Origin of the sequence: Aeromicrobium wangtongii (assembly GCF_024584515.1) — a bacterium.
GTDB classification, from domain to species: domain Bacteria; phylum Actinomycetota; class Actinomycetes; order Propionibacteriales; family Nocardioidaceae; genus Aeromicrobium; species Aeromicrobium wangtongii.
Genome location: NZ_CP102173.1, coordinates 1,370,850 through 1,393,583, shown reverse-complemented (window position 1 = coordinate 1,393,583; position 22,734 = coordinate 1,370,850). Strand labels below are relative to the sequence as shown.

The window sequence follows — 22,734 nt, the reverse complement described above, 5'->3', positions numbered from 1 at the left end:
GTCAGTCCTTGCCCTTGGCCTTCCCCTTCGCCTTGGGGAGGGCGAACAGACCGACGTCGTAACGCTGCTCGGGCGGCACCGCCCGGTCCGACTGGGCAAATCCGTAGTCCCAGGAGTACTCGCTGTGCACCAGGGCGAAGCCGCCCGGGAACGGCACCGTCTTCGGTGATGCCTGCAGCCCGTTGCGCGACGCCTTCGGCACGTTCCAGCGTCCGGTGATCTTGCCCGTCGACGCGTCCACCGTCATGGCCTCGACCGAGACGTAGTTGCTGAACGTCACGAGCACGGTCTTGCCGCCGTCGAGCAGGTCGATCTCCTGGTTCGTGAACGACCCCTTCCGGTCGCGTTCCATCGAGTCCATGATCGATTTCGTGTCGAGCGACCAGCGGATCTTCTGCTCCGCCAGCGAGTACCGCATGATGCCCGACCGCTGTGGCAGCATCATGTCGCCGTTGTCGAAGCCGACCGAGTCGTAGGCGCCGGTGATGGCACCCGTCAGCGACATCTGGGCCAGGTCGTCGGCAAGGTAGTCGCGCTTGACCGGACCTGTGCTGACGACGACCTGCCCCGTGGCGGGGTCCAGCAGGCTCATGGTGTCCTTGACGGTCTTCCCCTGCACCGAGGCGTCGCCCACCGAGCCCGAGACCCACAGCGCGTTGCCGTGCCACAGGTCGATGCCGTTCTTGCGATCGACCGCGCCGAGCACCTTGCTGGCCCGCGTCGACCACACCGGCTCGAAGGACGGCAGCCGGTACGCGTCGATCGACCAGTCACGTCCGCCCTTCAGCGACGTCATGCCGATCGCCAGCGCCGGATCGCCCTTGGCCCGCTCGAGACCGGCGTACGGCTGACGTTGCAGCCGGCCGTGCGGGACGAGGGCCCCGTCGACCAGGCGGCTCACGGCCAGGTCGTCGGTGACGACGTACACGACGGCCTCGTGGACGAACAGGTCCACGATCTTTCCGATGGGCAGCGTGACGCGGTCGAGCACCGTGCCGTTGGACGACTGCACGCGCACCAGCGTGTTGCACGGGGCCTTCGGGCCGCCGGTCGCGACGGCGACCGTGAACGTCTTGACCGCGCGATCGGGCTCGGAGCCCGCGCAGACACGCGACGCGCCGCCATCGCCGAGGTCGAGCGTCCACAGGGACTTGCCGGACGCGGCGTCGAAACCGGTGACCTGCTGGTTCGAGCTGGCGATGACCTGCTTGCCGGTCGTGAACGCCTCCGGGTCGCGCGACGCCGCGGCGTCGGCGGGTGTCTGGACACCACCGAGCGCCTCGACCTCGGTGTCGACCGGTCCGGCCGTCGGCACGGCGGACGCCGGCGAGTTGTCGGGCTCGGGGAACGTGAAGACGCCGATGTCGTACCGGTCGCCGTCGGGCGCCTGCCGCCGGTGTGCGGGGCCGAACGTGAACTCCCACTCCTCGAAGTTGCGCGTCAGCACCAGCCCGTCGCCGAACAGCGTCATGCCGGGCTCGACCTGGAAGCCGTTGCGGTACTCCGGCGGCACGGCCCAACGGGCGACGAGCTTGCCGGTGTCGACCTCGATCGCGACGATCTCGACCGCGGTCTCGTTGCTCACCGTGGCCACCAGGTGGCCGTCGGCGGTGACGCCCTGCGGCAGCACCGTCGTCAGGGCGAACTCGTCGTCGGACTCCAGCTCGAGCTGGCTCAGGTCCAGGTCCCACACGATCTTCTGGTCCTTCAGCGAGTAGCGGGTCAGGCCCCGCACCTGCGCGAAGACCGTGTCGCCGCCGGGCAGGCCGAGGGCCTGGTCGAACTGGTTGGCGGCGCTGGCCAGCTCGAACTGCCCCTCGGCGACCTTGTCGCCCATCTTCGGCCTGTTGTCCTGTCCCACGAGCGTCCCGGTCATCGGGTCGACCTGGGCCATGTAGTACCGGTCGCTGGTCTCCTGCACCAGCCAGGCCGGGTTGCCCGGGGCGGCCGAGACGACGCAGTCCTCCCGCACCTCGGGGAACAGGGTCTTCGACTCCTGGGTCCACAGCGGCTTGAACGACGGCAGGGCGTACCCGTCGACCCGGCAGCGACCGCGGTCGCTGCCCCGAGCACCGATCAGGACGTCGCCCTCCGGCGTCGGGTGCAGGTCGTAGTAGCTGTCGCCCTGGAGACGGGCCACCGGCTCCGGCTCGCCCTTGACCATCTTCCAGACCCCACCGCGCTGGTCGACGAGGTGGTCCTTGCCGCCGACCGTGAACAGGTGGTTGACCGTCCCGCCGAGGGACTCGCCCTCGAACTCGGCCCCGGTCGTCAGCTTGTCGGAGACCTTGAGCACCGTGCCGTCCGAGACGCGGATCGTGGCCAGCTCGGGGCAGTAGCCGCCGTCGCCGTAGGCGACCGTGAAGGTCTTGACCGCCCGGTCGGGCCGGGAGACGAAACAGACCGTGCCGCCGCCCAGATCGAGCTCCGCGGTCCACAGCAGGTCGCCGGAGCCCAGGTCGTACCCGGAGATGTTGTCGACCGAGTACCCGACGACGGTCCGGCCGGTGATGAATGCCCCCGACCGCCGCTCGACCTGCGCCGTGTCGAGCGTGCCGGCCAGCTCCTCCAGGTCGTCGGAGGCGGCGAGCAGGACCTTCGGGTCGAGCGCCGGACCCGTCGCCGGACCTCGTGCCGACGGGGCGCGGTCGGGCAGCGGGAGCGACGGCCCCTTCTTCTGCTCGTCCTCGCCGTCCGATCCCCCGGAGCCGGTGCAGGCCGTCAGGGCCAGCACCATCGTCACGGCGACGGCTGCCAGGCGCCTCATGCGCCGATCCACTTCCGGGTGGCGGCGAGCAGTTCCTTCTCGCTCCTGCCCAGCTTCTTGCTCGCCTGCGACCGGGTGTCCGATGAGTAGAAGGCCTCGGCCACCTCGAAGACCGCATCGCGTCCCTGCGTCTGGTCGAGGTACTCGAACACCGCGCCGGAGCAGGCGTAGAACTCGTACTCACGCGGTGAGTCGTGGAACTCGTCGTACCCCTTCGGGGCGATGGTCTGGAACTCGGCGAAGGTGGCCCGGATCCGCCCACCGTCGCGCGCCATCAGCCGGCCCGAGCCGGGGCGGCTGTCGCCCCACATGGCGAGTCCTTCCGCCACCCAGGTGGGCTTGGCCCTGTCGCCGGCGTACCACTGGTTGGCCAGCACGTGGATGGCCTCGTGACAGGCCACGTCCTCGAAGTCCGAGCGCGAGAACGACGTCTCGTGCAACCCGACGCGGCCGGTGCCCAACGGCAGTCCGGTGCTGTCGGCCGCCTTCTTCTGCCCACGCGCCAGCTCGTCCGGGTCGAGGAACGGGTGGTAGTAGGCGTGGGCGTCCGCGTCGCCCACCGAGACACCGCCCCACAGCTTGCCGTCGATCTGGGGCCAGGTCAGCGCGTAGAAGACCTTGTCGACCCCCTTCGGCCGGGGCATGAGGGCGAACGCCCGCTTGGCCCCGGCCTCGATCCGGGCGGCGTAGGCCTTGGCCCGTCGAGCGTCCTGGCGCCGGAAGACGATCCACGTGTGCTCGGTCTCGATCGCGTCGACGTCCGCGACGTCCCACACGGACGGGTCGAAGTACTCGTCGATGTCGCCGATGTGCAGCAGCTCCAGCGGTGCGTCCTCGGACTTCTTGCGGAACTTCGCCGGCATGTTCTCGACCACCTGCTGCCCGTCGCAGCCCCTGACCGTGTGGGCGAACACCAGCTCGCCGCTGAACTCGACCAGGCCACCGGCGGCGTTGCGCGTGCGGCCGCTCGGCACACCGACGTACCACTGCCCGTCGATGAACCCCAGCCGGTCGAAGTTCTCGAACCGTCGGGTCCACCGCTTGCGGACGTCGTCGAGCCCGAAGTCGCCGGGCTCGATCACCGCGACCAGCTGCTCGACGTCCCCGGAGGCCAACGCCTGGTTGAGCCGTTCGCGCAGGGCTGCGGTGTCGGCCTCCGTGACGACGGTGCCGGTCCTGGGCTTGACGATGTTGGGGCCGGTCGGCGTGGCCTTCGCCTTCGTGTCGCCCCCGCTGCCCCCGCCACCGCAACCGGCCAGGACCAGTCCCGCCGAGCCGAGCAGCAACGTACGCCGGTCCAATGCCTCCACGTGTCCCCCTGAGCGCGTCGATGTGCGCCGCAGGCTATCGCGGGCCGGGATCACCCCGCTCGTGGATTTCGGGAGGAGCTCAGCGGCTGCTGGCGATGCGGTACTGACGGATCGAGAGCGGCACGAACACCAGCAGGATGATCCCGACCCACAGCACGGTGTACAGCGCGGGGTGCTGCATCCCCCACGCATCGGACTCGGGCGGACGGCCACCGGTGTTGCCGAACAGCTCACGCGAGGCCTGCGTGACGGTCGAGACGGGATTCCACTCCGCGAAGGTGCGCACCCCGTCGGGCAGGGACGCCAGCGGCACGAAGGCGTTCGACACGAAGGTCAGCGGGAAGATCACGATGAACGAGGCGTTGTTGATCACCTCGACGCTGGGCACCAGCAGGCCGACGTAGGCCATGATCCAGCTGATCGCGTAGGCGAACAGCAGCAGCAGCAGGAAGCCCAGCGTGGCGTCGACGACGCCCTCGCGCATGCGCCAGCCGACCAGCAGACCGGTCAGGGCCATGATGATCAGCGACAGCACGTTGTAGACGATGTCGGACGTCGTGCGGCCCACGAGCACCGCTGAGCGCGACATCGGCAGCGACCTGAACCGGTCGATGATGCCCTTTTGCATGTCCTCGGCCAGACCTGCGCCGGTGAACGTCGCGCCGAACACGACGGTCTGGGCGAAGATGCCGCCGATCAGGAACTCGCGGTAGTTCAGGCCGTCGCCGGGATCGATCGCGCCGCCGAACACGTAGGCGAACAGCAGCACGAACATGATCGGCGAGATCAGGACGAACACCAAGATCTCCGGGACCCGGACGATCTTGATCAGATTGCGCTTCGCGACGACCCAGCCGTCGGTCGCGTGACGGGTCATGGTGCTCATGCGGGGACCTCCTCGGCCTGGTTGGCCGGCTCCACCGCGGCCTCGGCCGCGCGCCCGGTCAGGCTCAGGAACACGTCGTCGAGCGTCGGTCGCCGAAGACCCACGTCGAGGACGTCGATGTGGCGCGACTCGAGCTCGGCCAGCACGCTGCGCAGCTGCGGCACGCCGCCGTCGACGGCTGCCGTGAGCGCGCGTCCGTTGTCGGCGAGCTGCACCTCGCCGATCGCGACAGCGGCGAGCAGCGCCGCAGCGACGTCGCGCTGGGCCCGGTCGGTCAGCACCAGCTCGATGCGCTCGCCGCCGGTCTGCGCCTTCAGCTCGTCGGCGGTCCCGCGGGCGATCGCCCGGCCGTGGTCGATCACCACGATGTCGTCGGCGAGCACATCGGCCTCCTCGAGGTACTGCGTCGTCAGCAGCAGCGTCGACCCGGACGCCACGAGATCGCGGATGACCGTCCACATCTGCTGGCGGCTGCGCACGTCCAGGCCGGTCGTCGGCTCGTCGAGGATCAGCACCGGTGGCGCGGCGACCAGCGCCCCCGCCAGGTCGAGGCGACGCCGCATGCCGCCGGAGTACGTCTTGGCGGGACGATCCCCGGCGTCGTCCAGGTCGAAGCGCTCGAGCAGCTCACGCGCCCGCTTCGATGCGGCAGCCTTGGGGATGCCGTAGAGACGTCCGACCATCTGGAGGTTCTCGAATCCCGTCAGGTACTCGTCGACCGCCGCGTACTGTCCGGACAGCCCGATCCGGGCGCGGACGCCGTTGGGGTTCTTCGCGACGTCGATCCCGGCGACCTCGGCGGTGCCCTCGTCGGCGGTCAGCAGCGTCGCCAGGATGCGGACCGCCGTCGTCTTGCCGGCGCCGTTGGGGCCCAGCACCGCCAGGACCTTGCCCTCGGGGACGGCCAGGTCGAGCCCTGCCAGGGCCACGACCTCCTTGTACTTCTTCACCAGCCCGGTCGCCCGGATCATGTCAGCCATGCCTACCTGCCTCTCGGTGTTCCTAACAGGAACACTAAGAACAGATCTTGCCTCATGGCACCGACAAAATCGCCCCCCGGAAGGCCCCCACTTTGGTCGATTTACGCAACCATCACTGGGTCACACCTGCCGATAGCTGCTCAGGAAGTTGCCCAGGCGCTGGATCGCCTCGGCCAGGTCGCGGGCCCACGGCAGCGTCACGATGCGCAGGTGGTCCGGGTCGGGCCAGTTGAAGCCGGTCCCCTGCGTCAGCAGGATCTTCTCCTGCAGCAACAGGTCGAGCACTAGCTGCTGATCGTCCTTGATCGGGTACACCTCGGGGTCCAGCCGCGGGAAGGCGTACAGCGCACCCTGGGGCACCACGACGCTGACGCCGGGGATCTTGCGCAGCTCGGTGACCGCCGTGTCACGCTGCTCCAGCAACCGTCCGCCGGGCAGGATCAGCTCCTTGATGGACTGGTAGCCGCCGAGGGCGACCTGGATCGCGTTCTGCGCGGGGACGTTGGGGCACAGCCGCATCGAGCACAGCAGCGTGATGCCCTCGAGGTAGTCCTGGGCGCGCTCCAGCGGACCGGTCGCCACGACCCATCCCGCGCGGTAGCCGCACACGCGGTACGCCTTGGACAGGCCGTTGAACGTCAGCGTCAGGACGTCCGGCGCGACGCTGGCCATCGGGATGTGGACGGCCTCGTCGTACAGGATCTTGTCGTAGATCTCATCGGCCATCAGGACCAGGTCGTGCTTGCGGGCCAGGTCTGCGATGCCGGCCAACGTCTCGCGCGCGTAGACCGCCCCGGTGGGGTTGTTGGGGTTGATGACCACGATCGCCTTGGTGCGGTCGGTGATCTTGGACTCCAAATCGGCCAGATCGGGGTTCCAGCCGTTGTCCTCGTCGCAGCGGTAGTGCACGGGCACGCCGCCGGCCAGGTTGGTCACCGCGGTCCACAGCGGGTAGTCCGGCACCGGGATCAGCACCTCGTCGCCGTTGTTCAGCAGGGCCTGCAGCGCGATCTGGATCAGCTCGGAGACGCCGTTGCCGATCCACACGTCGTCGACGTCGATGGCGGGGAAGCCGTCCTGCAGCTGGTAGTTGTGCACCACGGCACGGCGGGCCGACTGGATGCCCCGGGAGTCGGAGTACCCCGCCGATCCGGGCAGTGCCGCGATGACGTCCTGCAGGATCTCGGCCGGGGCGTCGAAGCCGAACGGCTGGGGGTTGCCGATGTTCAGCTTGAGGATCCGGTGCCCCTCGGCCTCGAGGGCCGCGGCGCGCGCACTGACGGGTCCACGGATGTCGTACAGGACATCTCGGAGCTTCTCGGACTGGCGCACGGCAGATGACATGGCCGCCATTGTTCCACCACCGCCCGGCCCGCGAGCCCCACCGTCCCCGCTGAGTGCGACGTTTCCACGACCGCCCCCGCGCGGCCGCCCACCGAAACGTCCCACTCAACGGGGTTGTGGACGGTCGCGGGCGCCCGAGGGCCGCTCGATGCAGACTTCGCGCCATGACAGATGGGCCCTTCGTGGTTCCCCAGCGATCGGCGCAGCTGCTGGCACGAGGAGCCACCCAGCGGGAGCTGGGCGGCGCCGCCTACGAGCGACGGGCCCACGGGCTGCTGCTCCCGGCCGGCGTCGACGGCGACCCCGTGATGATGCGGGTGGCCGACGCGGTCGGGCTGCTCACCACGGGATGCGTCCTGGGCGGGTGGGCATCGCTACGGGCGCAAGGCAACACCTGGTTCGAGGGGCTCGGGATCGCAGGGGTGGCGCGCCCGGCCCTGGTCCACTGCCTGCCGGGCTCACAGTTGCGGCACCGGTCGGCGGTCCAGCCGTTCCGCGGTCTGCTGCATCCCGAGGAGGTCATCGACTTCGAGTCGTTCTCCCTGACCACCATGGCGCGGGCCGCCTTCGACGAGATGCGCATGGCGGTCAACCTGCGGGAGGCTGTCGTCGTGCTCGACCTGGCCACCAGCACCACAGCCGGTCTGCCGCGCACGACCGTCGCGCGGGTCGAGCAGGTCATCTCCGGCCATCACAAGGTCCGCGGACTGGTGCAGGCCAGGGACGCCCTGACGTGGGGGTCGACGCGCGCCGCGAGCCCGTGGGAGACCCGGACGCGTCTGCTGGCGCAGCGGGATGCCGACATCGAGGGTCTGAAGGTCAACGTCCCGATCTTCTCGCTGGGCGGCCGCCTGCTCGGCATCGCCGACCTGCTCGACGAGGAGGCCGGTCTGGTGATCGAGTCGGATGGAGGCCACCACCGCGAGAACCGGCAGCACACCGAGGACAACGTCCGTGAGGAGGACTTCGAGCGCAGCGGCCTGGTCGTCGTCCGTGTCACGGCCCTGGACCACCAGCAGAGGTGGCGCACCGTCGGGCGCATCGCCGCGGCACGCCGCGACGCACTGCACGCCACGAAGCGTGAGTGGACGACCAGCAAGCCCGCCTGGTGGTGGACCTGGCCTCCCGCCCGCCGTTGGGACGAACCAACCCGTTGAGTGCGACGTTTCCGCGCAGCGTCCCGCGGCGGCCACGTCGGAAACGTCCCACTCAGCGGGTTGGGGGGTCAGCGCGGGAGGGGGTTGTCGTCGATCGTGCGGACGATCTCGAGGGCGCGCACCAGGTCGTCGGGGTACTCCGAGACGAACTCGACCCGCTCACCGGTGCGGGGGTGGATGAAGGCCAGAGCCTTGGCGTGCAGCCACTGCCGGTCCAGACCCACGCGCTGGGCGAGGGTCGGATCGGCCCCGTACATCAGGTCGCCCACGCACGGGTGGTGGATCGCGCTCATGTGGACGCGGATCTGGTGGGTACGACCGGTCTCGAGCCGGATGGTCAGCAGGCTCGCGAACCGGTGCGCCTCGAGGGTGTCGTAATGCGTGATGCTGTCACGCCCGCCGTCCTTGACCGTGAACTTGAAGTCGTGCTTGGGGTGGCGCGCGATGGGCGCGTCGATCGTCCCCGTGTGCGGATCGGGATGTCCCTGCACGAGCGCGTGGTACGTCTTCTCGACCGACCGGTCGCGGAACGCCTGCTTCAGCACGGTGTACGCGTGCTCGGACTTGGCGACCGTCATCAGGCCGCTCGTGCCGACGTCGAGGCGGTGGACGATGCCCTGCCGCTCCGGCGCCCCGGACGTCGAGATGCGGATGCCGACGCCGGCGAGATGGTCGAGCACGGTCGGGCCGGTCCAGCCGACGCTGGGATGGGCGGCGACGCCGACGGGCTTGTCGACGACCACGATGTCATCGTCCTGGAAGACGATCTTCATGCCCTCGACCTCGGTCGCCACCACGACGGCCTGTCGGGGCGCCGGGATGGACGCCTCCAGGATCGAGCCGGGCAGGACCCGCTCGGACTTGGCCGGTGTGTGGCCGTCCAGGGTCACGTGCCCCTCGGCGACGAGCTCGCTGGCCCGCGTGCGCGACAGCCCGAGCAGCCGGGCGAGCGCGCTGTCGACGCGCTCCCCGGCCAGGCCCTCGGGAACCTGGATGACCCGATGCTCCAGGTGCGTGCTGTCCGATGTCATGACTTCTCCTCGTGCGTTCCGTCGATCCGCACACCACGCCATGCGCGCCAGACGATGATGATGGCCGCGACCGTCAGCGCGATGTCGGCGACATTGCCGACGAACGGGCCGTAGTCGATGAAGTCGACGACGTGTCCCTTCAGCGGTGACGGCTCGCGGAAGATGCGGTCCGACAGGTTGCCGACCGCGCCGGCCAGCAGCAGGCCCAGACCGATGGCCCAGCCCTTGTCGCGCAGCCGCGGAGCCACCCGGACGACGGCGATGCTGACGGCGATCGCGATGACGCTCAGGACCAGCGTGAATCCTGCGCCCGTGCTCAGGGCGGCACCCGGATTGCGCAGGAAGGTCAGCGACAGCAGTCCCGGGACGATCTCGATGGACTCACGACCCTGGAGCTTCTCGACCGCCACGACCTTGGTGACCTGGTCGATGACGAAGGCCACCAGCGCCACGACGGCGAACAGCCGTACGTACGTCCTCGTGGTCGCGCCGTGGTCGTCCCCAGGGCTCAGCGACGCTCCTCGCGCTGCTTGCATGTCATACACAGTGTCGCACGCGGGAACGCCATCAAACGATTCTTGCCGATCGGCTCCCCGCACAGCTCGCACTGTCCGTACGTTCCCTTGTCGAGACGCTCGAGCGCCTTCTCGGTCTGCAGCAGCAGCTCGCGCTGATTCGCGGCCAGCGACATCTCGGCATCGCGCTCGAGGCCCTTGGAGCCCACGTCGGCCTGGTCGTTGCCGGCTCCGTCGACGCCGTCGCGCAGCATGCTCTGCAGCTCGCGGGCGGACTGGTCCAGCTCGACGCGCAGGCGCGCCAGGTCCTGTTCCAGCTCGGCGCGGACCTCTTCGGTCTCGGCAGCGGTCCAGGGGGTCTCATCCGGCCTGACGGCGAGCTCGGTGTTGGGCATGGGTGGAGAGTAGACCCCGCGCGGGCGCCACACAAACCCGACCGCCGCAGGGCTGCCGCCGCTCACCCGTAGGATTGAGGGTGTGACTTCGCACGCCTCCTACCGCCCCGTCCCCGCCCACGTCGATCTGCCGGTGCTGGAGCGCGAGATCCTCGAGCTGTGGTCCGAGCAGGGCACCTTCGCCGCCAGCCTCGACACACCGGCCGACGCGCCGCGCTGGACGTTCTACGAGGGCCCGCCGACGGCCAATGGCACGCCTGGCACGCACCACGTCGAGGCCCGGGTGTTCAAGGACGTGTTCCCGCGGTTCAAGACCATGCAGGGCTATCACGTCGACCGCAAGGCCGGCTGGGACTGCCACGGCCTGCCGGTCGAGATCGCGGTCGAGAAGGAGCTGGGCTTCAACGGCAAGCCCGACATCGAGGCCTACGGCATCGCCGAGTTCAATGCCAAGTGCCGCGAGGCCGTCGTCCGCAACGTCGATCTCTTCGAGGAGATGACCGACCGGATGGGCTACTGGGTCGACATGTCCGATCCGTACCGGACGATGGACCCCTCGTACGTGGAGAGCGTCTGGTGGGCGCTGTCCACGATCTTCAAGAAGGGCCTGCTGACCGAGGACTACCGCGTCGCTCCCTACTGCCCGCGGTGCGGCACCACGCTGTCCGACCACGAGCTGGCCCAGGGCTACGAGACGATCACCGATCCCTCGGTCTACGTCCGCTTCCCGCTGACGTCCGGACCGTACGCGGGCAAGGCCTCGATGCTGGTCTGGACCACGACTCCCTGGACCCTGGTGTCCAACACGGCGGTCGCGGTCAACCCCGAGGTCACCTACGTCCTGGCGACCGACGGCACCGAGACGCTGGTGGTTGCCGAGCCGCTGGTCGGCAAGGCCCTCGGCGAGGGATGGACCCTCACCGGTGAGAGCGTCTCCGGTCGCGACATGGAGCGCTGGACCTACCAGCGTCCGTTCGAGCTGATCGAGTTCCCGGCCGAGGCCCACTTCGTCGTGCTGGCCGACTACGTCACGATCGAGGACGGCACCGGACTGGTGCACCAGTCCCCCGCCTTCGGCGCCGACGACATGGCGGTCTGCAAGGCGTACGACCTGCCGGTCGTCAACCCGATCGCGCCCGACGGCCACTTCGAGGCCGATGTCCCGCTGGTGGGCGGACAGTTCTTCAAGGCTGCCGACCGCGCGCTCGCCGATGACCTGGCCTCGCGCGGCCTGATGTTCAACGAGCTGGCCTACGAGCACTCGTACCCGCACTGCTGGCGCTGCCACACGCCGCTGATGTACTACGCGCTCCCCGCCTGGTACATCCGCACGACGGCGGTCAAGGACCGTCTGCTGGCCGAGAACGCCGACACCAACTGGTTCCCCGAGACGATCAAGAACGGTCGCTACGGCGACTGGCTGACCAACAACATCGACTGGTCGCTGTCGCGCAGCCGCTACTGGGGCACGCCCCTGCCGATCTGGCGCAATGACGCCGATCCGTCCAAGCTCGTGTGCATCGAGTCGCTCGCCGAGCTGTCGACGCTGACCGGTCGCGACCTGAGCGACCTGGATCCGCACCGTCCGTACATCGACGACGTGACCTTCGAGATCGAGGGCGAGGCCGGCACGTACCGCCGGGTGCCCGATGTCATCGACGCGTGGTTCGACTCCGGCTCGATGCCCTTCGCGCAGTGGGGCTACCCGCACGCCCCGGGTTCGAAGGAGAAGTTCGAACGGGCCTATCCCGCCCAGTACATCTGCGAGGCGATCGACCAGACCCGCGGCTGGTTCTACTCCCTGATGGCCGTCGGCACGCTGGTGTTCGACGAGAGCTCGTACGAGAACGTCGTCTGCCTGGGCCACATCCTGGCCGAGGACGGCAAGAAGATGAGCAAGCACCTGGGCAACATCCTGCTGCCCATGCCGCTGATGGACGAGCACGGCGCCGATGCGCTGCGCTGGTTCATGGCCTGCTCCGGCTCGCCCTGGGCACCGCGCCGCATCGGCCACACCGCACTGTCCGAGATCGTCCGCAAGGTGCTGCTGACGTACTGGAACACCACGGCCTTCCACGTGCTGTACGCCCGCACCGAGGGATGGACCCCGACCGAGGGCGAGGTGCCGCCGGTCGCCGACCGTGAGGTCCTCGACCAGTGGCTGCTGTCGGAGCTGCACACCCTGACGCGCGACGTCACCGCCGCGCTCGAGCAGTTCGACACCCAGGCCGCCGGGGCGCGCATCGCGGGCTTCGTCGACGACATGTCCAACTGGTACGTGCGCCGCTCCCGTCGCCGGTTCTGGCGTGGCGACGCAGCGGCCTTCGCGACGCTGCACGAGACGCTGGACGTCCTGACGCGGCTGATGGCACCGCTGACCCCGTTCATCGCCGAGCGGGTGTGGCAGGACGTCATCGTGCCCGTCACGCCCGACGCGCCCGCATCGGTGCACCTGGCGACCTGGCCGGTCGCCGACGAGTCCCTCATCGTCGAGGGCCTCGGCGCCCGGGTCGAGCTGGCGCGCCGCGTCACCGAGCTGGGCCGCGCGGCCCGCGCCGAGGCCAAGGTCCGCACCCGTCAGCCCTTGCGCCGCGCCCTGGTCGCCTCCGGCGCCTGGCAGCAGCTGGGCGAGGACCTGCGCGCCCAGGTCTGCGAGGAGCTCAACGTCGGCTCCCTGGAGTCGCTGGCCGAGGCTGCCGGCGACCTGGTCGACCACTCCGCCAAGGGCAACTTCCGCAACCTGGGCAAGCGGTTCGGCAAGGAGACGCCGAAGGTCGCCGCGGCGATCGCCGCAGCCGATGCGGCCGCCCTCGCCGGTGCGCTGGCCGGTGGCGGCACCGCATCGGTGGACGTCGACGGTTCGACCGTCGAGGTCGGGCCCGACGACGTCATCATCTCGGAGCGTCCGCGTGAGGGCTGGTCGGTCGTCAACGACCAGGGCGAGACCGTCGCGCTCGACCTGGAGCTGGACGACGAGCTGCGCCTGGCCGGATCGGCCCGTGAGGCCATCCGTGTCATCCAGGAGGCCCGCAAGTCCTCCGGACTGGACATCAGCGACCGCATCGCCGTCACGTGGTCGGCCGAGGGGCCGATGGCCGAGGCGGTCCGCGCCCACGCCGAGCTGATCGCCGACGAGGTGCTGGCGACCTCGATGACCGAGACACCCGACGCCCAGGGCTTCACCGACGCCGATCTGGGCCTGACCTTCTCCGTCACGAAGGTCTAGCCCCTCCCTCGAGGGGACCGATCTTTCGACGTTTGCGCTGCCCCGGCGACGCGAACGCAGAAAGATCGGTCCCCCGGGCGGGTGGAACGACAGAACGGCCCGCCTCCTGCGAGGCGGGCCGTCCTGGTTGGTGCTGAGGTGCTGGTGAGTGCCTAGACGTTCTCGTCGTCGCCGAGCAGCGAGCGAAGGCGGCGCGGGGCCACCTCTGCGGGCGTCTGGACGGGCGTCGAGCTCGTGGTGCTCTCGTTGGCGGCGAGCTGGTCGAGCTGGCTCTGGAAGTAGTTCTTGAGCCGGGCGCGGTACTCACGCTCGTACGCCCGCAGGTGCTCGACCTCGCGCTGGATCTCGTAGCGCTCCCGCTCGATCGTCGCGACAGCCTGCGTGCGACGCTCGTCGGTCTCCTCGTCGAGCTTCTGCGCGCGGATGCGGGCATCGGTCTCGAGCCGGTCGGCCTTGCCACGAGCCTCGTTGGTGATGCGCTCAGCCTTCGTACGAGCCTCACCGACCATCCGATCGGCCTCTTCCTTCGCCGCGTCCATGAGCTGGTCGGCGTTGTTGGAGGCGATCTGCAGCAGCCGTGCCGCGGCGGACGACGCATCGCCCATCGAGGGACGCGCAGCCGGCGCGGCGGCCGGCGCCGGAGCGGGCTCCGGCTCGGCCTTGGGCTCGGGGGCCGGCGGCGCAACCTGTGCCGGCTCCTGGACCGCGGGGGTCGGAGGCGCCTGCGCAGGGGTCGCGGACGAGACGGCCGGAATGAGACCGGTCGGTTCGCCGGTCGATGCGGCAGCTACCTTGGCGCGAAGTTCTTCGTTCTCGACCGTCAGACGCTCGAGCTCGGCCTCGACCTCGTCGAGGAACTGGTCTACTTCGCCCATGTCATAGCCTTCGCGAAGACGGACAGGCGTAAATCGCTTGTTACGCACGTCCTCTGGCGTCAGTGGCATGAGTACACCTCGGGTTTCGGGATTAGTCCTTGGGGACTCGGAGCCTCCACCGTACTCTGCTCGCGTCGGCTTCGGCCACAGGCGTACCGACATCCGGGAGAGGCGGCGACTGCTCCGCTGGAATGGTCAGAAAAACACTACGCGGACGATCGCTTGCAGGATGTAGATGGCGATGATCAGGATCATCGGGGACAGGTCGAGCATGACCGCTCCGAGGCGAAGCGGAGGGATCACACCCCGCACGACCCGCAAGGGCGGATCGGTGATGGAGTACAGGCCCTCACACAGGACGGCGACCAGTCCGCGGGGTCGCCAGTTGCGTGCGAGCATCTGCACCCAGTCCAGGACGAACCGCGCGATCAGCAGCAGCAGCGCGATCCACAGGACCAGGTCGAGGACGCGGCCCACTGTTTGCATCTGTACTCAGTTCTGGTTGAAGAAGCCGCCGGCGGCAATCCGCTGACGGTCCTCGTCGGTCACCGAGATGTTCTCGGGCGACAGCAGGAAGACCTTGGCGGTGACGCGGTTGATCGAGCCGTGGATGGCGAACACCAGCCCGGCGGCGAAGTCGACGAGCCGCTTGGCGCCGTCCTCGTCGATCTCCGACAGGTTCATGATGACCGGCACGCCGGAGCGGTAGTGCTCGCCGACGGTGCGCGCGTCGTTGTAGGTGCGGGGCGTCACGGTCTCGATGCGCGCCAGGTCCGACGGCGTGGAGGCACGGCGCTCAGGACGCTCGGTGCGACGGCGCTCGTCGATGTTGGCGACGGGGGACGGACGCACGACCGCCGGCTGGCGGGTCGGGGCAGGTCGCTCCGCGGGCTCGTCGGCGTCGAGCTCGTCGAACTCGTCGTCGAAGTCAGCCTGTTCGACGAGTCCGAGGTACTCGCCGACCTTACGCATTGCGCCAGCCATGGTTACTCCGTGTGTCCGGTCGGTTGTGACATGTCTGAGATTACCCGGTGGAAGGGCGCTCGCCGAGCACCGAACGCCCGATGCGCAGGTGTGTCGCGCCGGCGGCGACTGCCGCCTCGAAGTCACCGCTCATCCCGGCCGAGATGATCGTCGCCGACGGGTGCCGTCGTTGCAGCTGTGCCGACAGCTCGGCCAGGTGCGCGAAGTGTGGAGCGGGGTCCTCGCCGAGCGGTGCGACCGTCATCACGCCACCGAGCTCGAGCCCCTCGGCTCCCGCGATCGCGTCGGCGATCTCGTCGATGCCGGCCGGGACGACACCGGCCCGGCCGGGATCGGTGGAGTCGAAGTCGACCTGCACCAGGCAGGTGAGCGTGCGGCCGGCGGCAACGGCTCCACGGGACAGGGCATTGACCAGCTTGACCCGGTCGACGCTGTGCACGACATCGGCGTAGCGGGCGACCGCGCCGGCCTTGTTGGTCTGCAGCCCACCCAGGAAGTGCCAGCGGACGGGTGCCTGGACCTCCGCGGCCTTGTCACCGGCCTCGGGGTGGCGATTCTCCCCCACATCCGTGACGCCGAGCTCGGCGAGGATCTCCACATCGGAGGCGGGATAGGTCTTGGTGACCACGACCAGCGTGATCTCCTCGCGCGAGCGACCGGCTGCCTCGCAGGCGGCGGCGATGCGCTCCTGCGTCGCGGCCAGGTTCGTCGCCAGCTCGTCGCGGCGGCTCATGCGCGGATCACCGCGACGGCGCCGAACCGCCCCGAGGCGGGGCCCTGGCGGCGGTAGGAGAACCAGCGGTCGTGCTCGATCGTGCACTCGCCGGCGCCGAGGTCGTCCGCCGGGACGTCGAGCGCCGCCAGCTGGGCGAGCACGCCGGCTCCGACGTCGACGGCATCCGTGCCCCACGAGGTCGTGGACCGGGCCTGCGGCACGACCGCGGCCACGGAATCGGCCAGCTCGGCCGGCAGCTCGTAGCACCGGCCGCAGGCGCGGGGGCCGACCACGGCCTGCAGCGCGGTCGCGCCGCGGTCGCGCATCGCCGAGACGGCGGCGTCGATCACACCCTCGACCAGGCCCACGCGGCCGCAGTGCACGACCCCGGCCAGCGGCTGCTCGCGATCGGCCAGGACGACGGGCGTGCAGTCGGCCACCCGGACCAGCACCCCGACCCCGGGCCGGTCGGTGAGCAGGGCGTCGGCGACCGGGACCTCGCCGTCGGGGACCTGTGACTCCCACACGACGTCCCGCCCGTGCACCTGGGTCATCAGGATGAGCCTGTCGACCGCGGTGGCTTCGGCCACCGCGGCCAGGTTGGCCGCGACCCGGTCGGGGTCGTCACCGTTGGAGTCGGCCAGGTTCAGCGACTCCCAGGGGCCGTCGCTGGTGCCGCCGAGTCGGTCGGTGAAGACGAACTCGACGGCCCCGATCCTTCCGTGCTGCCAGAACAATTTGTGTCAGTCCGTTCGGTGCCGATACGGCTCAGCGCAGGAAGTCCGGCACGTCGAGGTCGTCGCCGTAGTCGGTCGGCATCGGCTCGGGCGGGACGGTCTTGTTGCCGGCGCTGTCACGCGGCGGCAGCGAGCGGCCGTCGAGGTACGGATCGGGCGGCAGGTAGCTCTCGGCCGTCGGCGGGGCGACCGGGGCGGCGGGCGCCTCGGCCGCAGCCGGGGCGGCGGCGTTCTCCCGCATGAGCGCCGGCTTCGTGGCGTCGCGCAGCATCGGCTCGCCACCGTCGAAGCCCGCCGCGATGACCGTGACCCTCACCTCGTCGCCGAGTGCGTCGTCGATGACCGCACCGAAGATGATGTTGGCCTCGGGGTGCACTGCGTCCGCGACGAGACCGGCGGCCTCGTTGATCTCGAACAGACCCAGGTCGGAGCCGCCGGCGATCGACAGCAGCACGCCGCGGGCGCCCTCGATGGAGGCCTCCAGCAGCGGGCTGGACACGGCGCTCTCGGCGGCCACGGCCGCCCGGTGCTCACCCCGCGCCGAGCCGATGCCCATGAGGGCGGAGCCGGCGTCGGACATGACCGACTTGACGTCGGCGAAGTCGAGGTTGATCAGGCCGGGCGTCGTGATGAGGTCGGTGATGCCCGAGACGCCCTGGTGCAGCACCTGGTCGGCCTGGCGGAACGAGTCCAGCAGGCTGACGTTGGGGTCGCTGATCGACAGCAGCCGGTCGTTGGGGATCACGATCAGCGTGTCGACCTCGTCGCGCAGCGCCTGGATGCCGTGATCGGCCTGGTTGGAGCGGTTGCGCCCCTCGAACTTGAACGGGCGCGTCACCACGCCGATCGTCAGCGCACCCAGGGAGCGCGCGATGCGGGCCACGACCGGGGCGCCACCGGTACCGGTGCCACCACCCTCGCCCGCCGTCACGAAGACCATGTCGGCGCCCTTGATGGCAGCCTCGATCTCCTCGGCGTGGTCCTCCGCGGCGCGCTTGCCGATCTCGGGGTTGGCGCCGGCGCCGAGGCCGCGGGTCGAGTCGCGTCCGACGTCGAGCTTGACGTCGGCGTCGCTCATGAGCAGCGCCTGTGCGTCGGTGTTGATCGCGATGAACTCGACACCCTTGAGTCCCACCTCGATCATGCGGTTGACGGCATTGACGCCGCCACCGCCGATGCCGACGACCTTGATCACGGCGAGGTAGTTCTGGACCGCCATCGTGTGTCCCTTCCGAGGATGTTGCAAAGCAGTGGATTGAAGCTGTGCTGGTGTGTGAACTGTGAAGTGTGTGGGAACCGTAACCCTGAGGTAGAGGGTTATAGTTATGTCAACCTGTGACCTAAGAAGAACGGTACGCGGAGCGGCTCGGCGGATCGGGACGACACGCCGCGGCTCACTCGCGGGTGGTCGGCTGGTCCGGTGCGCTGACGTCGTAGCGGGCGGCGTCGATGGCCAGCAGGGAGTCGAGCACGACGAGCTTGCGCTCCGCCTTGTCGCTGCTCCCCCACACCACGGTCCGTCCCTCGTCCAGCTCGAGCTCGATCGAGTCCTTGCTCGCGGCGCTGACCGATCTGATCTGCCGCAGCAGCGCCGGGTCCTGGCCGGTGATCGCGACGACCACCTCGGCGACGGCCTGGAAGGTCTGCACCCGGTCCCGGCTGTCGGTCAGGGTGATCTTGGCCTCCAGCAGGTCCTTGGGTGGCGATCCGTAGGAGCGGAACGCGATGCCGTTGCGGTCGATGCCGCGGACCTGGCCGCCCACCGTGGCCCACACGACAGCCTTGCGCTCCACGATCCTGATCGAGACGGTGCGCGGCCAGGAACGGGACACCTCGACGGTGTCCACCCGGTTGAGCGCGGCGATGCGTCCCTCGATGGCCTCCAGGTCGACGCGGGCCATCGGGCGGCCTGCCGGCACCTGGGCCGCGCGCAGGACCTGCGCCTGCTTGAGCGTCGTGCGTCCGGCCACCTCCACGTCGCGGACGGCCAGCACGCTGGAGAACCAGATCAGCCACACCAGCGCGCCGAGGCCCGCCACGGCCAGGACCGCGATCGCGATCCGGATCCACCGACGACGACGCTCCGAGCGGATGCGCTCGGAGAACGGATCCAGCGTCATCGCCCGCCGCCCAGGACCTCCAGCACCGCCGGGCCCACGGTCGTGATGTCGCCGGCGCCCAGGGTCAGCAACAGGTCGCCGGGACGCAACTCGGGCACGAGGACGTCCGCCAGCCCCGCCACGGGACCGCCGAGGGTTGCCTCCGGCCCGGTCACGGCATCGGCCACGAGGGCCGACGTGACGGCCGGATCGGCATCCTCGCGCGCGAGGTAGATGTCGGCGACGACGACGCGGTCCGCGGCCGACAGCGCCTGCCCCATCTGGACGCCGTACGTGCGGGTGCGGCTGACCAGGTGCGGCTGGTAGGCCACGACGAGCCGGTCGGGGCCGGCCACCGCACGGGCGGCAGCCAGATCGGCCCGGATCTCGGTCGGATGATGGGCGTAGGAGTCGTAGACGCGCACGCCACCGGCCTCGCCGAGCAGCTGCATGCGGCGGTTCGCGCCGGTGTAGGCGCCGAGCCCGGCGATCAGCAGGTCGACGTTCTGGTCCAGCAGCAGTCCGGCACCGAGCGCGAGCAGGGCGTCCAGCGCATAGTGCGCGCCCGGCACCGCCAGCTCGACCCGGCCCAGATCGACGCCGCGCAGGGCGACGTCGAAGGTCGTCGTGGTGCCTTCGACCGCGAGGTGCAGTCCCCTCAGGTCGGCGTCCTCGCCGAATCCGGCCGTCAGCACCTCCAGCCCGCGGTCGCGGGCCAGGGCTGCCAGGTCGCCGGTCCGCGGATCGTCCGCGCTGAGCACCAGGAACCGCCCGACCCGGCCGACGAACTCGTCGAATGCCGCCTCGTAGGCCTCGACCGTGCCGTAGTTGTCCAGGTGGTCGGCGTCGACATTGGTGACCACGGCACCCTCGGGCTCGTAGACCAGGAAGGCGCCATCGCTCTCGTCGGCCTCGGCGACCAGCAGATCGCTCGCACCCAGGCGCGCATTGGCGCCCAGGCTCGCGACCTCGGCACCGATCGCGAAGGACGGCTCTGCGCCGGCCGCGATGAGCGCGCACGTCAGCATCGCCGTCGTGGTGGTCTTGCCGTGGGTGCCGGCGACGGCGATCGTGCGGCGCCCCTGCATCACCGAGCGCAGGCCGGCCGACCGGGGCCACAGCCGCAGGCCGCGGCGCTGCGCCTCGACGATCTCGGGGTTGTCGTCGCGCACGGCCGTCGACGCGATGACGGTGTCGACGCCGGCCAGGTGTTCCGCGTCGTGACCCACGTGACAGGTGATGCCCTCGGCCCGCAGCGCCGCCAGGACGGCCGACTCGTGGGCGTCGCTGCCGCTGACCGGGATGCCCTGCTGCGCCATGAGGCGGGCGATCGCCGACAGACCGGCACCGCCGATGCCCACGAAGAACACGTGGCCCAGCTCGGTCGCCGAGGGGATGTCGGTGGGAACGGGGATCCTCATGCCGTGGCCGCCGACACGATCATGGCGGCCAGCTTCTCGTCGGCGTCGCGGGCCACGATGCCGCTCGCAGCCGCCGACATCGCGGCCAGCCGCTCGGTGTCCGACACCAGCGGGATCACGACGTTGTGGATCCAGGCGGGCGTCAGGGCGGCGTCGTCGATCAGCAGCGCTCCCCCGGCCTGCACGACCGGATGGGCGTTGAGCGCCTGCTCACCGTTGCCGATCGGCAGCGGCACGAAGGCCGCCGGCAGGCCGACCGCCGCGACCTCCGTGACGGTGTTGGCGCCAGAGCGGCACACGATCATGTCGGCGGCGGCGTACGCCAGGTCCATCCGGTCGATGAACGGGGCGACGACATACGGCGGGGCGCCGGCCAGTGACGTGACGGCGACCTCCTCGGGGCGGCCCGCGGCGTGCAGCACCTGGACCCCGGCATCGGCCAGGTCGCGCGCCGCGGCGGACACCGCGTGGTTGATGCGCCGGGCGCCCTGCGAGCCACCCGTGACCAGCAGGGTCGGTCGGTCGGCGTCGAGCCCGAAGAACGCACGCGCCTCGCCGCGCATCGCGGCGCGGTCCAGGTGGGAGATCTCGCGGCGGATCGGCAGCCCGAGGTAGTGGGCGTGTCGCAGGGCGGTGTCGGGGAAGCTCGTCGCGACGTGCTCGGTGAACCGGGCGCCCAGCTTGTTGGCGATGCCTGGCATCGCATTGCCCTCGTGCACCACCAGCGGGATGCCGCGCTTGCGGGCGACCAGGTACGCCGGCACCGAGACGTAGCCGCCGAAGCCGACGATGACATCGGGTCGGACCCGGTCGATGACCTCGCCGGTGGCGCGGACCGCGGCGCGCAGCCGGGACGGCACCTGCAGCATCGCCCTGCCGGGCTTGCGCGGCAGCGGCACCGGCGGCACCAGCTCGAGCCGGTACCCCGCCTGCGGGATCAGCGTGACCTCCAGGCCACGCGGGGTCCCCAGACAGGTGACGTCGGCGCCGTCGCGCGACAGCACGGCGGCTGTCGCGAGCAGGGGCGAGGTGTGTCCGGCAGTTCCTCCGCCGGCGAGCAGTACACGCACGTGGTTCATCGCCTTCCAGCGAGGCTCACCCGGGCCGGGGCGGTCGAGCGCTTGCGGCTCGCCCGCCCGGCGGCCAGCGCACGCTTGGCCCCGGGTTCGGTCTTGGCACAGTTGAGCAGCACGCCCAGGGCGACCAGCGTCACGAGCAGGCTCGATCCGCCGTACGAGATCAGCGGCAGCGGGATGCCGATGACCGGCATCAGGCCCAGGACCATGCCGATGTTGATGATGGCCTGGATCATCAGCCAGATCGTGATGCCCGCAGCCGCATAGCGGACGAAGGGGTCGCGGGTACGGGTCGCGACGCGGATGCCGCCGAGGCTCAGCACGATGAACAGCGCCAGCACCACCAGCGTCCCCAGCAGGCCGATCTCCTCGCCGATCACGGCCAGGATGAAGTCGGTGTGGGCCTCGGGCAGGGATCCCCACTTCTGCCGGCTGCCGCCCAGCCCGACGCCCCAGAAGCCGCCGCGGGCCAGCGCCATCATGCCGTGGATGGCCTGGAAGCCCGCGCTGTCCGGATCGGCCTGCGGGTTGGTGAAGTTCAAGAACCGCTCGACCCGGTGCGGGGAGTTGGCGACCGCGACGAGCAGTCCCACGAACAGTCCGGCCAGGATGCCCCACATGTGCCGGCGCGGGAGGCCCGCGATCCACAGCATCCCCACGATCACCGCGAAGATGACCACCGCGGTGCCCAGGTCGTGCTGACCGACGACCAGCAGCGCGACGGCGCCGGCGACCGGCACCATCGGGGTCAGGACGTAGCGCGGGGTGCCCAGGTACTTCTGGCGGCGGGCGTACAGATCGGCGATCCACAGCACGAGGGCGAGCTTGGCGAACTCCGAGGGCTGCAGCTGGAAGCCGCCGAACAGCGGCAGCCAGTTGCGGTTGCCGTTGACCTCGATGCCGACGCCGGGGATGAAGGTGGCGCCGATCAGCGCCACCGAGACGATCAGGAACGGCAGGATGAGGCGGCGCAGCAGCGACAGCGGCATGCGCGAGGCGATGACCGCCCCGATGACGCCGAGGACCGCGAAGATCAGCTGACGCAGGACGATCGCGAACGAGCTGCCGTAGTTGACCAATGCGAAGACCGAGCTGGCGCTCAGCACCATGATCAGGCCGATGCCCAGCAGCAGGGCCGTCGTGCCGAGGATCAGCTGGTACGACGCGAGCGGACGCTCGAGCGTCCGCCGTATCGCCTCGCTGGTGCTCCGCATCG

20 protein-coding genes are annotated in these 22,734 nt (G+C 70.1%); 2 read left to right on the top strand and 18 right to left on the bottom strand.

Going from position 1 to position 22,734, the window contains the following annotated elements; translation table 11 throughout:
- Position 1 precedes the first annotated feature (1 nt).
- The 5 genes from NQV15_RS07030 to NQV15_RS07010 form a co-directional block, all read right to left on the bottom strand.
- Positions 2 to 2,767, bottom strand: a complete 2,766-nt coding sequence (locus NQV15_RS07030) for an outer membrane protein assembly factor BamB family protein (protein ID WP_232399112.1) — start codon at positions 2,765 to 2,767, stop codon at positions 2 to 4.
- Positions 2,764 to 4,077: a hypothetical protein gene (locus tag NQV15_RS07025; RefSeq protein WP_232399111.1), complete on the bottom strand. Its 1,314-nt coding sequence runs from the start codon at positions 4,075 to 4,077 to the stop codon at positions 2,764 to 2,766. Before NQV15_RS07025 ends, NQV15_RS07030 begins: the two co-directional genes overlap by 4 nt.
- A gap of 79 nt (positions 4,078 to 4,156) precedes the next feature.
- The gene (locus NQV15_RS07020; protein ID WP_232399110.1) at positions 4,157 to 4,963 is read right to left on the bottom strand and encodes an ABC transporter permease; all 807 of its coding nucleotides are present in this window, start codon (positions 4,961 to 4,963) and stop codon (positions 4,157 to 4,159) included.
- Positions 4,960 to 5,943 (bottom strand): ATP-binding cassette domain-containing protein, encoded by a 984-nt coding sequence (locus tag NQV15_RS07015; protein ID WP_232399109.1) that lies wholly within the window; start codon positions 5,941 to 5,943, stop codon positions 4,960 to 4,962. The genes NQV15_RS07020 and NQV15_RS07015 overlap by 4 nt, the downstream gene beginning before the upstream one ends.
- A gap of 120 nt (positions 5,944 to 6,063) precedes the next feature.
- Positions 6,064 to 7,287, bottom strand: coding sequence for a pyridoxal phosphate-dependent aminotransferase (locus tag NQV15_RS07010; RefSeq protein ID WP_232399108.1), 1,224 nt, complete (start codon positions 7,285 to 7,287; stop codon positions 6,064 to 6,066).
- Between the two features lie 164 nt (positions 7,288 to 7,451).
- On the opposite strand from NQV15_RS07010, the gene NQV15_RS07005 reads away from it, so the two are divergent.
- Entirely contained in the window at positions 7,452 to 8,444 is a 993-nt protein-coding gene (locus NQV15_RS07005; RefSeq protein WP_232399107.1) for an endonuclease domain-containing protein, read from the top strand.
- A gap of 68 nt (positions 8,445 to 8,512) precedes the next feature.
- Here the strand turns inward: NQV15_RS07005 and NQV15_RS07000 are convergent, their stop codons facing one another.
- The 3 genes from NQV15_RS07000 to NQV15_RS06990 are packed head-to-tail and all read right to left on the bottom strand — an operon-like array spanning position 8,513 to position 10,385.
- On the bottom strand, positions 8,513 to 9,475 hold the full coding sequence (locus tag NQV15_RS07000; RefSeq protein ID WP_232399106.1) for an RluA family pseudouridine synthase: 963 nt from the start codon (positions 9,473 to 9,475) through the stop codon (positions 8,513 to 8,515).
- Positions 9,472 to 10,011, bottom strand: a complete 540-nt coding sequence (lspA, locus tag NQV15_RS06995; protein WP_232399105.1) for a signal peptidase II — start codon at positions 10,009 to 10,011, stop codon at positions 9,472 to 9,474. Before lspA ends, NQV15_RS07000 begins: the two co-directional genes overlap by 4 nt.
- Entirely contained in the window at positions 9,984 to 10,385 is a 402-nt protein-coding gene (locus NQV15_RS06990; protein WP_232399104.1) for a TraR/DksA family transcriptional regulator, read from the bottom strand. Before NQV15_RS06990 ends, lspA begins: the two co-directional genes overlap by 28 nt.
- A gap of 82 nt (positions 10,386 to 10,467) precedes the next feature.
- Between NQV15_RS06990 and ileS the strand changes: the two genes are divergently transcribed.
- On the top strand, positions 10,468 to 13,611 hold the full coding sequence (gene ileS / locus NQV15_RS06985; protein WP_232399103.1) for an isoleucine--tRNA ligase: 3,144 nt from the start codon (positions 10,468 to 10,470) through the stop codon (positions 13,609 to 13,611).
- 152 nt (positions 13,612 to 13,763) lie between these two features.
- Here the strand turns inward: ileS and NQV15_RS06980 are convergent, their stop codons facing one another.
- The 10 genes from NQV15_RS06980 to ftsW form a co-directional block, all read right to left on the bottom strand.
- On the bottom strand, positions 13,764 to 14,555 hold the full coding sequence (locus NQV15_RS06980; protein WP_232399102.1) for a DivIVA domain-containing protein: 792 nt from the start codon (positions 14,553 to 14,555) through the stop codon (positions 13,764 to 13,766).
- A 126-nt stretch (positions 14,556 to 14,681) separates the two neighbouring features.
- Positions 14,682 to 14,972, bottom strand: coding sequence for a YggT family protein (locus tag NQV15_RS06975; protein WP_232399101.1), 291 nt, complete (start codon positions 14,970 to 14,972; stop codon positions 14,682 to 14,684).
- 6 nt (positions 14,973 to 14,978) lie between these two features.
- The gene (locus tag NQV15_RS06970) at positions 14,979 to 15,470 is read right to left on the bottom strand and encodes a cell division protein SepF (RefSeq protein WP_232399100.1); all 492 of its coding nucleotides are present in this window, start codon (positions 15,468 to 15,470) and stop codon (positions 14,979 to 14,981) included.
- 40 nt (positions 15,471 to 15,510) lie between these two features.
- Entirely contained in the window at positions 15,511 to 16,203 is a 693-nt protein-coding gene (locus tag NQV15_RS06965) for a YggS family pyridoxal phosphate-dependent enzyme (protein WP_232399099.1), read from the bottom strand.
- Positions 16,200 to 16,922: a polyphenol oxidase family protein gene (locus tag NQV15_RS06960; protein WP_232399098.1), complete on the bottom strand. Its 723-nt coding sequence runs from the start codon at positions 16,920 to 16,922 to the stop codon at positions 16,200 to 16,202. The genes NQV15_RS06965 and NQV15_RS06960 overlap by 4 nt, the downstream gene beginning before the upstream one ends.
- 31 nt (positions 16,923 to 16,953) lie before the next feature.
- Entirely contained in the window at positions 16,954 to 18,141 is a 1,188-nt protein-coding gene (ftsZ, locus tag NQV15_RS06955) for a cell division protein FtsZ (protein ID WP_232399097.1), read from the bottom strand.
- 175 nt (positions 18,142 to 18,316) lie between these two features.
- Positions 18,317 to 19,042 carry a cell division protein FtsQ/DivIB gene (locus NQV15_RS06950; protein WP_232399096.1) on the bottom strand — a complete coding sequence of 242 codons (726 nt, stop codon included), beginning with the start codon at positions 19,040 to 19,042 and terminating at the stop codon, positions 18,317 to 18,319.
- Entirely contained in the window at positions 19,039 to 20,442 is a 1,404-nt protein-coding gene (gene murC / locus NQV15_RS06945; protein WP_232399095.1) for a UDP-N-acetylmuramate--L-alanine ligase, read from the bottom strand. The genes NQV15_RS06950 and murC overlap by 4 nt, the downstream gene beginning before the upstream one ends.
- Positions 20,439 to 21,521: an undecaprenyldiphospho-muramoylpentapeptide beta-N-acetylglucosaminyltransferase gene (gene murG / locus NQV15_RS06940; protein WP_255669729.1), complete on the bottom strand. Its 1,083-nt coding sequence runs from the start codon at positions 21,519 to 21,521 to the stop codon at positions 20,439 to 20,441. The genes murC and murG overlap by 4 nt, the downstream gene beginning before the upstream one ends.
- Positions 21,518 to 22,732, bottom strand: coding sequence for a putative lipid II flippase FtsW (ftsW, locus tag NQV15_RS06935; protein WP_232399093.1), 1,215 nt, complete (start codon positions 22,730 to 22,732; stop codon positions 21,518 to 21,520). The genes murG and ftsW overlap by 4 nt, the downstream gene beginning before the upstream one ends.
- Positions 22,733 to 22,734 lie beyond the last annotated feature (2 nt).